General features: G+C 38.9%; 11 protein-coding genes. 3 read left to right on the forward strand and 8 right to left on the reverse strand.

All coding sequences use genetic code 11. The annotated features are described in order from the left end of the window. Nucleotides 1-65: 65 nt before the first annotated feature. The 8 genes from HWQ23_RS02735 to HWQ23_RS02770 form a co-directional block, all read right to left on the reverse strand. Nucleotides 66-572: a type II toxin-antitoxin system YhaV family toxin gene (locus HWQ23_RS02735; protein ID WP_292823266.1), complete on the reverse strand. Its 507-nt coding sequence runs from the start codon at nucleotides 570-572 to the stop codon at nucleotides 66-68. Next, nucleotides 569-919 carry an AbrB/MazE/SpoVT family DNA-binding domain-containing protein gene (locus HWQ23_RS02740; protein WP_292823268.1) on the reverse strand — a complete coding sequence of 117 codons (351 nt, stop codon included), beginning with the start codon at nucleotides 917-919 and terminating at the stop codon, nucleotides 569-571. Before HWQ23_RS02740 ends, HWQ23_RS02735 begins: the two co-directional genes overlap by 4 nt. 130 nt (nucleotides 920-1049) lie before the next feature. After that, nucleotides 1050-2126, reverse strand: a complete 1077-nt coding sequence (gene hppD / locus HWQ23_RS02745) for a 4-hydroxyphenylpyruvate dioxygenase (RefSeq protein WP_292823270.1) — start codon at nucleotides 2124-2126, stop codon at nucleotides 1050-1052. 106 nt (nucleotides 2127-2232) lie between these two features. After that, nucleotides 2233-2937, reverse strand: a complete 705-nt coding sequence (locus tag HWQ23_RS02750) for an SDR family oxidoreductase (RefSeq protein ID WP_292823272.1) — start codon at nucleotides 2935-2937, stop codon at nucleotides 2233-2235. An 81-nt stretch (nucleotides 2938-3018) separates the two neighbouring features. After that, nucleotides 3019-4305, reverse strand: coding sequence for an IS1/IS1595 family N-terminal zinc-binding domain-containing protein (locus tag HWQ23_RS02755; RefSeq protein ID WP_292823274.1), 1287 nt, complete (start codon nucleotides 4303-4305; stop codon nucleotides 3019-3021). A 539-nt stretch (nucleotides 4306-4844) separates the two neighbouring features. Beyond that, a complete protein-coding gene (locus HWQ23_RS02760; RefSeq protein ID WP_292823276.1) occupies nucleotides 4845-5228 on the reverse strand; it encodes a hypothetical protein in 384 nt (127 codons plus the stop codon). 684 nt (nucleotides 5229-5912) lie between these two features. After that, nucleotides 5913-6692, reverse strand: coding sequence for a phosphate ABC transporter ATP-binding protein (locus HWQ23_RS02765; RefSeq protein ID WP_292823278.1), 780 nt, complete (start codon nucleotides 6690-6692; stop codon nucleotides 5913-5915). A 208-nt stretch (nucleotides 6693-6900) separates the two neighbouring features. Then, the gene (locus HWQ23_RS02770) at nucleotides 6901-8745 is read right to left on the reverse strand and encodes a tetratricopeptide repeat protein (RefSeq protein WP_292823280.1); all 1845 of its coding nucleotides are present in this window, start codon (nucleotides 8743-8745) and stop codon (nucleotides 6901-6903) included. A 160-nt stretch (nucleotides 8746-8905) separates the two neighbouring features. Between HWQ23_RS02770 and HWQ23_RS02775 the strand changes: the two genes are divergently transcribed. The 3 genes from HWQ23_RS02775 (at nucleotide 8906) to HWQ23_RS02785 (ending at nucleotide 12192) form a co-directional block, all read left to right on the forward strand. Beyond that, nucleotides 8906-9037 carry a hypothetical protein gene (locus HWQ23_RS02775; protein WP_292823282.1) on the forward strand — a complete coding sequence of 44 codons (132 nt, stop codon included), beginning with the start codon at nucleotides 8906-8908 and terminating at the stop codon, nucleotides 9035-9037. Between the two features lie 199 nt (nucleotides 9038-9236). Beyond that, nucleotides 9237-10580: a P-loop NTPase fold protein gene (locus tag HWQ23_RS02780; RefSeq protein ID WP_292823284.1), complete on the forward strand. Its 1344-nt coding sequence runs from the start codon at nucleotides 9237-9239 to the stop codon at nucleotides 10578-10580. Further along, nucleotides 10531-12192, forward strand: coding sequence for a tetratricopeptide repeat protein (locus tag HWQ23_RS02785; protein ID WP_292823286.1), 1662 nt, complete (start codon nucleotides 10531-10533; stop codon nucleotides 12190-12192). The genes HWQ23_RS02780 and HWQ23_RS02785 overlap by 50 nt, the downstream gene beginning before the upstream one ends. The last annotated feature ends 38 nt before the right edge of the window (nucleotides 12193-12230 follow it).

Raw genomic sequence — 12230 nt, forward strand, 5'->3', positions numbered from 1 at the left:
TTAAGAAAGTATCGACGATGACCTGGAGGAAAATCTTCTAACTCTCCAAAAACATTTTTAACCTCTTAAATTAAAGTCTCAGAATCTTCAGATATTGTTTCTATATTTAAATCTTGTGTGTTTAAATTGTCTATATCTAAAGAAGCTTTTAAAAGTTCGCTCCATGAATTTGGAGGGTTTCCTTGATCAAGCATTTTTGTAAATTTTTGATAAGGATCTGTTTTTGATCCTTCTTTTCTTAGGGTTTTTTCGTCGTTTACCCAAGCGTAAATAATTATTTTATCAATACTACTGTAACGAAAAAATAAACGGAACCGTTGATAAAATTTTGCTCGAAACCAATGCTTTCTATCTGCCCCTAGCTTTTTCCCCTGTCTGAACTCTTTTGCTGTAGGGTCTCTAGGAATATGATTATAAACAAGCTCCTTAATAATGTTAAGGAGCTTTGTAGATGGGTGAGATTGATATGTTTCAGGATTACTTTCTTCAAGCTGCTCAACAGTCACAATCAGTTTTTTAAAATATTCACTGAAAGCGGGGTGAGCTTTTAATGTCCACCCATTAACATTCATGCAAAAATAAAGTCCTCTGGCAGCTCCTCATTAAAATCAGCTGTCATACCTTTGGTAAGAGCTTCTGCACGATGATACAAATCTTCAGTGAGAGGTTCAATCAAACTAGAGCTATGAGCAATATCTTTGTCAATTAAGTCTAAGAACGCTTCTGTAGAAAATTTGGCTTTAATTTTGTCAAATTTTTTATTGGTTTTTTTTGCCTTTACATTGCTTTGGCTAGAGTAAAATACTACCTCACTTGTAGACTTTCTAAGAAAAGCTATAAAATACTTACGTGGGTGTGCGTGACTAGTAGCTTCTACAATAGCAATATAATTACGTCTATCACGAGACTTGACTTTCATGTTTTTTAGTCTAGTTTTCGCCTTCTATATCTAATTTATCTCAATATCTTTCACTCTGCAAGTTACAAATCAAGGCTATCACCATTAAGTCCATAAAAATAGTACAAAAAAGGTAAATTGTACTCAGGCATCATTGCAGGGTACCGCGTTTTATTTGTTCGCTTTCAATGGCTTCAAATAAGGCGCGAAAGTTACCTTCGCCAAAACCTTGAGCTTGGAAACGGCGCTCAATAAACTCAAAGAAAAATGTCGGCTGTTCAAATATTGGCTGGGTAAAAATTTGTAGTAATAAGGGCGCGATATTTCCTCCCTCTAAAGGAGTATATTCTTGCCAATCCACGAGAATTTCCTGTTGAGCGATCGCTTCCAATTCTAAGTGTGATAGCGTCAGTCCTGGACGCTGTTTTAGTTGGGAGTAGTAGCTTTGGGGAACTGAGAGTAAGGATAAACCACTGGCACGAAATTTAGCGATCGCACTCACAAGATTAGTCGTCCGCAAAGCAATATGTTGAATTCCTGGCCCCCGGTTGACATTGAGAAATTCCTGAATTTGGGAATTACTGGAAGCTGGTTCATTAATTGGCAATTGGACACTACCGTTGCGCGAAACCATCACCTGGCTGTGTAAACCAGAGCGATCAGTTTTAATTTTAAATGCTTGCTGGGGTTGAAAATCTAAGATATTTTTGTACCAAGCCACAGCAGACTCTAATTCACCAACTGCCACGTTCAGCACTATATGATCTATGGCGGTAAAAATGTTGTCCTTTGTCATTTGTCCGTTGTCATTAGTCATTAGCCCTTTGTCAAAAACCAATGACTTTTGTATCAACGTATGAGTCAGCCCACCCCAGGCGGCTATTTTGCCACACTTCAGGAATGCTGTACCTATCTGGCGTTCCTGGATGGGTTGTAAGATTGTAGCACCGTGCATTTGAGCTAGTGCGATCGCGCCTTCTACATCTTCGACAGCAAAAGCGACATCTGCCACACCAGGTGGATATTGACGCAGAAACTCAGCTACTGGACTTGTGGGCAACAGTGGCGAAGACAGAAAAAAGCAGACAGTACCACTTTCCACCACTTCTGTACAAGTATGAAATGAACTGATGCGATCGGCTACTGCTTGAAAACCAAGATGGTGTACAAACCAATCCCGCCATACTTTGGCATCTTCTACATAGAAATGAACGTGATCAATTTTCATAGATACTGAAAATACAGCATAAAAGTTTATATATCTGTAAATTTTGCCTTTTTTGCTAGATTTTCACGTCTTTACTAAGCAAGAATTATCTAGACGTACTCCCACATTAAAAGAACAGATGACTATCAGGTTGAATATTAATTTCCATTGGCACAGCTTGCGGTTCGGCAGAAAGGGCAAAAAAAATTGCATTGGCAGCAGTTTCAGGACTGAGCATTTTTTTCCGGTCTACTTTTAGGTTGACATTATCCCAAAAAGGAGAATCTACTCCACCAAAGTAGAATAGCGTAAACTTGATACCAAAACGCTTGAGTTCCTCTGCCATGCACTTGCTAAAACCGACAACACCAAACTTAGAAGCAGAATAAGCTGCTGCCATCCCCATCGAATGCTTGCCCAGAATTCCTACCACATTACAGATGTGACCAGACTTGCGCTTTTGCATCTCTTCAGCAGCCGCTTGGGTGGTATAAAAGCTGCCTTTTAAGTTGACATCTAGCATCTTATCTAAATCAGCAGGTTCCAGGCTGTTGTAAGGCTTGAGTATACCAGCACCAGCTGCATTCACCAAAATATCGATTTGACCAAACTCAGCGATCGCCTTTTCTATCAAATTATCTACCTGTTGGGGGTCAGTAATATCGGTGGGAACGCTCAAAACTTGCCCTGGTAAATCAGCTGCCAGTGTTGTTAAACGAACCGCATCTCTGGCAGCCAATACCAACCGGACTCCTGTAGGCGCAAGTTTGTGTATTAAAGCTGAACCAATACCACCAGTAGCACCAACAACAACAACGACTTTATCCTGCATCGTATTATTTACATTTCTTTACATCTTTTTACATAATACTGAATTACAGGCTCAGATTGTACGTAGACATCCAGAAAGTATTTACTCACAGAGTAGCGCTGTTACCTCATATTCCTTGCCACTCGCCTTTAATGTAAATGTGGGAGATGATTCTAAATATTTAGTAAAATTGGTACCTAACTTTAATTTTTTAATAATTGAATTAGGAGATTCTCCGGTTATTTTCTGTAACTCTGAACCTAGCTTAGGCACAGATAATTTAGTTTTAGGAGACTTTGTTTGGATGTCTTGAATAATTTTTAATAGTAATTTATCTAATGCTTTTCCATTAGGAATTTTTGCAAAATCTTCTTTTTTTACTTCTTGAATAGATTTTCCAAAAGAGTTATCCAAAACAGGGATTACTTTCTCAACTTCTGGTTGCTTTGGATTATGTTTAATATTTATATCACATTTTTCTTTAAATAAACTCGCAATAGTCACTAAACTGTTTAATCGAGCATTGATTGATTCCTGTTCATTTTTAATTAAATCTTGAATTTGCTCAACCACTTTTTCAAAGGATGGAACTTCTGTTGCCATTGCTAAGGAATAATGAGTTAATTTGGCAGTATTTCTATTTTCTATATGCAATGTTTGCCCTTGTCTACGTACCCAATAGACAATCAATCCTTGATTTTGGAGTTCGTTACAAAGGTGAATTAAAATTCCATCGCTAGAACAGACCAAGATTTCTTTAACTGTTGGATAAGGGCGTAAAACACAAGCACCAATTGCGATCATTTTTGCATCAGCACTATTCTTACCTTCAGGCACATGGACAAGTTCATAGCCACGGTTATATAGTTCAATATCTTGCTTTCCAATGCTGGGATTTCTCCAGTTAGCAAATGCAATTTTAACTTGGAGAGGATACTTACAGACACTGGCTAAAAATAATTCTGAATTAATATCTAATTTTAAGTTTTCTGCATCCAAAAGTAGAAGAGAGATTCCTGTTTCTAATTGAGGTTTAATTTCAGCTTTTTGTTGAAATTTTTGGATAAATTGGCTGAACGCACCAGATTCTAGCCAATCAGGCGATAGTATAGTTTGCAGGAGTTCTTCAGCTAATGTCAAACTAAAAGAGCTAAGACTTTTCTCTGTGATTTTTTCTTCTAGCAGGCTTTTTACTAAAGGAACTTCCGTCGCTTCAGCCATAAAGGCTTTAGTATGCCCGTTGCTATTAGCAACCAAGTCAGTTTCTAGGGAACGAGAGAATACAGGCTCAAGGAATTGTTTACCACAATTTTTGCAGAGGTAATTCTGCTTGTCATTCCGACGACCATTTTTATGATATGAAGTAGATTCGCACCGGGGACATTTCATCTTATGATTCAGGTGGTCTAGAGCAGATACTTGTCTTTAAGTATACAGTATAAAAAATACTGTTAATATAAGTTCGCATTGCCCAACACAAGAAAAACTTAAAGCAAGCGGAAATTAAATTTAACTTTTAATTTCGGCTTGCACCATTTAATAGTCCTCTGAATACCTAAGTAAGTAGGCAAGAATAAATCAAATTATGTTACGCAATATAAAGTTAATTAAATTTGCTCGTAATAAGCGGCTTCAGCCCTTAATAAAAACCTTTAATTAGGGACTTACAGTTAAAAAAACATCCCATCCCTGCGGGACGCTCCGCGAACGTAGGGGCGCAAGGCGTTGCGCCCCTACAAATGTACAAATAATTTTGGATAATTTATTTTTTGGAAGCCCCTTATTCACTTGTGTAATTAATTTTGTCCGATTAGTTATAGGTGAAAAAATACAGTCGGGTCATTTGACGCGACTGTATTGAGCATTTAGCTTGTCATATTCGACTTTCGACTGCTTGGCTGAGGCAGTAAAAGGTGATTGCGGTTAGACTAGAATCTCGCACTGTTGGCAATTACGTTAGCTACAGGCCCATTACTACCAGTAGTTAAGATTAAATAACCTTCACTGGTATCAAAGTTATTGTTTCCTGGAGATAGTCTTACACTTGTTGGTTGATAGCCAGGGCCAATCTTTTGATCGAAGGTAATAGTTGGTGCTTTTTTGTAATCATATTGCCTTTCATCATTGAAATACAAAAAGTCATTTCTTCCGTTAATACTGAAGTTGACGGTAATACCCGCTTTATTGCCGAGATTGTAGATAGTACCACCTTCAATCACAGCTCCTTCTTCGGGAGTTAATTCGGTGAACAGTTGTTCTTGACCAACAACAGAATTGTTAGAAGTAGAAGTGATATTGTCGATATTTGACATGGTTTTTCTCCTTGATTGTAATTAACTGAAATTTCTGAAAATAATTTATTTTCAGTTCAACTTATTACTGGAGTTTCGACCAATTTGAATACTGAAAGCTCAAAAGTCTTACTAGACATAAAGTAGAGTTAATCCACCCCATTTCTAGCCTATTTGACACAGCAAAATTTCAAAGCCTTGCTACGACTTAAGTAAGTCGGCGTTAAAAAATCAACCTATGTAACGAAACTTAAAATCAGGAAACAGCTTAGAATTCGGTCATTACAACCTTTTTACAAAACTAAGCACATACGGCTTTTACCGTGCCGACTTACTTAGATAAAGCAAATTGACTTAAGTTTTAGTCGAAACTTATAACTCTATAAATAATAGTACTATACAGCAACTAAACATTCAATAGTTGCTTAATATATATTTATTGAAACAACAGGGGTATATAATAGCGATCGCATCCTACCGCGTTGCGAATAGCTGAAGTAGATTCGCACCTGGGACATTTCATCTTGTAATTCAGGTTGTCTAAAACAGATACTTGTCTGAAAAAATATGGTATAAAATAATACTATTCATAACTTTTTATTGTTCAACGAAAGGAACAACTGTATACCAGTGGGAATTAAATTCAACTCCTGATTCCCTCTGGCACCATGTTGTTGCCCTCTAAATAGCTAGAATCGAAACATTTCAACTGACGCGGGCGAAAACGTAATTGCGGGTGCGAGAATCCACGGGGTTACTAAAGATTTTATTTGTAGTACCAAACTCAACCATTTGAGTAATGCGATTTTCATTACTAGAAAAGAAAGCCGTAAAATCAGATAGGCGAGTAACTTGCTGCATATTGTGAGTAACCATCACAATTGTCAATTCAGAACGCAAGTTATGGATCAGATGCTCAATTTTCATGCTACCGACAGCATCAAGACCTGAGCAAGGTTCATCCATCAACAGAACGTTCGGTTTGACTGCTAAAGCACGGGCAATACATAATCTTTGTTGTTGACCGCCAGAAAGCTCTAAAGCAGATTTGTGTAGCTTATTTTTCACTTCATCCCAAAGATCGGCAGCTTTAATCGCAGATTCAACAATCCCATCTAATTCTACTTTCGGATGCCATCCAACTAACTTCACCCCATAGGCAACATTATCATAAATGCTCATGGGAAAAAGATTTGGCTTGGGAAAAATCATACTAACTTGGCGACGTAAGCGATTGATGTTAACACGACGCTCATAAATACTCTGTCCACAAAATTCTACTTTTCCTTCAACCTTGATTTCTCCTTCTAATTCAGTCATCCGATTTAACGATTTAAGAAAACTAGACTTGCCACAACCACTAGAACCAATAATTGCCGTGACTTGGTTTTGGTAAATATCCATTGACACGCCTTCAACTATCTTTTGAGTGTCGTAATAGAAGCTGAAGTTTTTGACTCTAATGGCTGGAATTAGTTTACTCATATTCTCAAAACGTGTGAAACAAAACTTGGCTAAGTAAAGCAGTACAAATCAGCGTCGCTGTTTCACTATGTTACCCCCAAAAGGAGATATTCATAGAAATTACGTAGCTATACAGTAGTCATACAGCAGATAAACTGTTAGCAACTATTTATATTAAGCCTGTATCCGAAAATTTATCCGAGATGCAGATTAACCATTTGGCAAATAATTAGATATCTCCCTTATATTCTTCTAACAATTGCGGAATGTGATCATACCCATCCACACCAATAACTGCAATAATTTTAGGGCGATGTTGCTGTAATAAGTTTTGGAAAGTTTCTGCACCTATTTGCCCTTGTAAAATTGTCAGTAACCCTGCTGGTTGACGCCACTCACGAGAAGCAATTTGCTCTAAAAGATACATTCCCAAGCAGCCTGTGTAAACTGTTTTTTCCGAATTTTGTAGATGATAATAAGCTTCTGCCAAATAAGCTAAGTTCCGCCCTTGGAGATATAAATCGCCGGAAACTTGCGCTGTTTTAAAGCCGTCTTCGAGATATTTAATTGCCGTTTGGTGTTGTCCAATTACTAGATAGGCAATTCCTAAGCTGCTGACACATAAGGCTTTACTTTGAATATCACCTAATTTTTCTGATAATTTTAAACCTTGTTCCAAATAATTAATTGCGGCTTCATAGGTTTCGGGTTCTATTTGTTCTAGTTCTTGAGCTTGCATAACTTCGCTGTAACCTAAATTTACCAGCGCGTTTGCTTCTCCTGTTCTATCGCCTGCTTGCCGACTTAGTATTAATGCCCGTTGACTATAGTTAATTGCCTCAGCATAATTTTGCTGTTGCACGTAGGTGCGGCTGAGGTGGTTGAGATTGGCAATTTCACAGGCGCGATCGCCTGCATTCCTGGCTATTTCTAGCGCCTGTTGATGAAAATCAAGCGATCGCTGGTATTGTCCTAAAGCACGCTGAGAATAACCTAAAAGTGTCAAAATTCGCGCCTTTTCTTGGGTTCCCTCGCCTCGTCGTAGCGGTTCATCCAGATAATCTAAGGCATCTCGCAAATAAGTGCCAGTAAAAGAGGCAAAAATCCCGCCGTAAAAGGGAAAATACGGACGCTGGGCAAAGGTTCGCAAAATCTGGAGCATGATTTGAGAACAGGCTTCGCTGTATACTGTCCCAACGCTCCCAAAACCACTTGCTAACTGACTCCAAATCACTGCAAAGGTCAAGAAAGTGGAAATGGACAACTTTGGCCCGGCCTTAACATCGTAAGCTTGTTGGTCAAACCAGTTAATTAGTCCCCGTTGTAAGAACTGTAAAATCAATGCCATTTCCACCCAATCTCTGAGGGTGATTCCTCGTTGTCGCTGGGCAAACTCAATTGCCGATTCTTCCATAGCCAAGGTGCGAAGCAGCGCTTGGGGTAACTCACTATTGAGTTGTTTGGCCCAACTTGCCCAAGGGCCACGTTCTCCGGGTACGCCGCCAAATCCCAAAGATTCTTTTTGCTCGTACATCCAACTGAGCAAGTTGTCTTGCAATCGCTGCCAAGAAGCTAAACCACGGCTAATACCTTCAGAAAATTGTTCTAAATCAGAATCTGCCTGAGCAAATTGCTGCAATGCTTTTGACAACTGCTGTAGCTGTTGTAAATTTAGCGGATACTTCTGATTGGGGTCAGTAACGCGTATAAATGCCGCCAGACGCTCCTCAGCAGGGGCTGTGGTAATTTCTGTAGCTGCTCCGGCGATCGCTTCTGTGGCTTTGTTTTGCTCTTGCCAGCGTTGCCATTGACTTTGAATAGTCTTAATCGCTCTCAAACTCCGAGTCGCTTTCCCTTTCTTGAGTTCGTCTTTTTCGCTATCTACTTGGCTTTGGAGGGCATTCAGGCGATCGCTCAAAGCTAGCTCAAATACTTCCCCTGTACCGGAAGTGATTCCTTTAAGCAGCATTTGATATACCATCTCAACAGAGCTAATTTTGCCCTTGAGGGTGGTTTCGACAATTTCATCGATTAAGGCAAGATAGCGATCGCGCAACGGCAGAGATTCTGACACTTTGGCTATTAGAAAACGTCACCTCAATTCTAATTCTAGTCCTGGTACAACAGGAGTGGGGAGTGGGCAGTTTTCAAGGGTAGGTATTTAAAAATCAGGCAGTGTCAACCATGTAGGCGACTTCAGTTGTACACTGACAACGTGGGATGGACAATACACTGTGAGAATCGACCACCTCAAGCCACTCAATTTGCTCACTCAGCGATCGCCTGAATATGTTCTTCAAGAGCTTGCTTTTGTTCTGGAGTCATCCGTAGGTAAATCCCACATTCGTCTTACTTGTCCTGACTGATTTTTACCCTCTTTGCAAAAAACTCGGATGCTCCCGTTTTACTTCCAGTTAATATGCAAGTTAAAAGTTTATTCATGTATAAGATATTACAAAGTATTAGATCATCAAAAAGTAAACTTTTATCAGATGTAAAATCGCAGTGCGATCGCCTAAAATTTAAAATTGAGAAATTCATATCTATAAAGTTAATTAAAACCCAATGAATCACCAGCGTGCTAATACTCTCAAAGCTGCTTTTCAAGTTTGTAATGTTGAACCGCTAGAGGGTGCAGACATGGAGCGTTACTATGTTGATTTATCAGCAGTCCGCAAAACTTCAGCAATTGACAGCGTTAGTACGATTTTAGACTTTCAAGAACCCGCAGATTTCAGCACAATTTTGTTTACCGGACATCGGGGTTGTGGCAAAAGTACAGAGTTAAAACGCATTCAAAACCAATGGGAAGAACAATATCACGTAATTTATTTAGAAGTTAACGAAGAAACAGATATTAATGATGCTCGTTATACAGATTTATATTTAATCGTCATCAAACAAGTAGAATTTGAGTTGCGTAAATTAGGTTTAAAATTTGATTCTCAACTTCTGGAAAACTTTGAATCTTGGTTTAAGGATATTACCAAAGAAACCGAAGAAACTGTGGAAAGGTCTGTCAGTATTGAAGGAGAAGCGACTCTGAAACCAGAAGCTCCATTTATCGCTAAATTGATGGTTAAATTACTGGCACAAATTAAAGGTTCTGATAAGCAAAAAACTACTATTCGCCAAACTTTAGAAAAAGACCTATCACGTCTGAAAGCAGATATTAACCTTTTATTAGGAGATGCATTCATTAAACTCCGAAAAAAATTCCCTCAATATAAAGGTTTATTAATTATTTTTGACAACATGGATCGTGTACCACCGACGATTGCAGAACATTTATTTTTTGACTATGCGGCTCAGTTACAAGAACTAGATTGCACGATAATTTATACAGTTCCAATTTCTGTGCTTTGTTCCCCGAAAAACCCACTTAATCAGTTTGATAGTAATCCTCATATTGTCCCAATGGTGAATATTTATGAATTTGAACGCGATCGCTGCCATTTAAACTACAATCAAACCGGACTAGAAGCAGTTGCCAGTGTCATTGAAAAGCGGGTAGATATTGATGCTGTATTTGAATCTCGCCAGGAATTGCTAAATTTAGCAAAAGCCAGTGGTGGGCATGTCCGCCAATTAATGCAGATGATGCGGACTGCTTGCTATACTGCTAGTACTCGCAAACATCCCAAAATTATTGCCGAAGATATTATCTATGCTGTGAAAGAACGGCAATTTAGTTTTGAAAGGTTTATTCCTGAAGAACATTATGCGTTTTTAGGCCAAGTGTGTATAACCAAGAATGTCAGCAAAGATGATATCGGTCAGTTAATGCTGTTTAACACTTCAGTTTTGGAATACAACGGCGAGAAACGGTGGAATTACCCGAATCCAGTGGTGAAGCAAAATGAATTCTTCCAGAAAGCCCTCGAATCCGCACTTGCAGCGCAACCTTAGCTCAGAAAGAGGAGCATTTATCGCGCTTAATCAAGAGGTATTTGCTCAATTACTCACCTTTGTAGACTTTGCAGAAAAGTTTACCATTGGTTTTGTGGAAATTAATTTTCCCCCAGATGCAGAAATATTAGTTGAGGCGCTAAAGACAAATCCTGATTGTCGGGATATTCAGTTTGTTAGTCTGAGTTTTTCTGATGCAAATTTGCGATTTCTCAGGGATGAAATTATCAAGATATTACCAACTATTGAGATAGAATCTAACAAAAAATTAGTCTTGATTGTACAAGGTTTAGAAAAGTCTATTGGCGTTTATGGAGACTATCCGCCAGTTTTACAAGACCTCAACTTTGTCCGAGATGCTTATAAAAGAACTGTTCCTCATCCCATTCTGTTTATTCTGCCAGATTATGCGCTGACTAGGTTAGCCAAATTTGCTCCTGATTTTTGGGCTTGGCAATCGGGGATGTTTCGGTTTCAAACACCTCAAATTACCAAAGATAATGCGATTAATGAGACTCAAAATACTGAGAGAATCATAGACAGATTAGAACCTCCAGAAAAGCAAGAGCGCATTGATTTATTACACCGCCTGCTAATGGAATATAACCCTACTGGACATCATCACATAGGAGAAAACCTCCGCAACTGTAGTAATATTTTGCATCAGCTAGGAATCGCGTATATAAGTAAGATAGAACCTATCAAAGCTAGAGAATATTTAGAAGAAGCTGAAAAAATAGCTAATGAGTTTCCAGATTCCACCTTCCATGCTGAAGTCCTCAACACATTAGGAGATTCTTATGGGCAGGAAAGGCAATTTGATACAGCGATCGCTTATTATCAAAAATCTTTAAGTATTTCACAGCAACTTCAGAATTCTCGCGGCGAAATTGCTGCTTTGTTGAAACTGGGCAATGCTTATTTAGAGTTGAGACAATTTACACAAGCGACAACTTTCTATCAACAGCGTCTAGAAATTGAACAACAAATAGGCGATCGCTATTCTTCTGCTAGCACTTACCATTGGCTAGGAAATGTTGCCTCTGAATACCGAGAGTTTGAGGAAGCACGACGTAACTATCAACAGGCTCTGGAAATATGGATTGAATACGAAGATAGATACAATCAGAACTATTCATACCACCAGTTGGGAATGGTTGCTGAAGAATTGGGGGAATTTGAGAAGGCGCGGCGCAATTACCAAGAAGCTTTAGCTATCAAAATCGAATTTGGCGATCGCTATTCCCAAGCTAGCACATACCACAACTTAGGAATAGTTGGTCAAAAATTGGCAGCGTTTGAGGAGGCGCGGCGCAATTATCAACAAGCTTTGGTGATTAAAATCGAATTTGGCGATCGCTATTCTCAAGCACTCACTTACCACCAGTTGGGATCTGTTGCTCAAGAATTGCGGGAATTTGAGGAGGCGCGGCGCAATTACCAACAAGCTTTGGCTATCTTCATCGAATTTGGCGATCGCTATTCCCAAGCACGCACATACCACAGTTTAGGAACGCTTGCAGAAGCAGAAGAAAACTACGCAGACGCGAGGGTTCATTTGCAGACAGCGTTGGAGATATATGTTGAGTATAAGGCAATACGGTTCAGTTAAGGCTGAAAATCTTGTAAAGTAAGCATTGTCCCAAGAAT

The organism is Nostoc sp. JL33 (genome assembly GCF_017114985.1).
In the GTDB taxonomy this organism is placed as follows: Bacteria; Cyanobacteriota; Cyanobacteriia; order Cyanobacteriales; family Nostocaceae; genus Nostoc.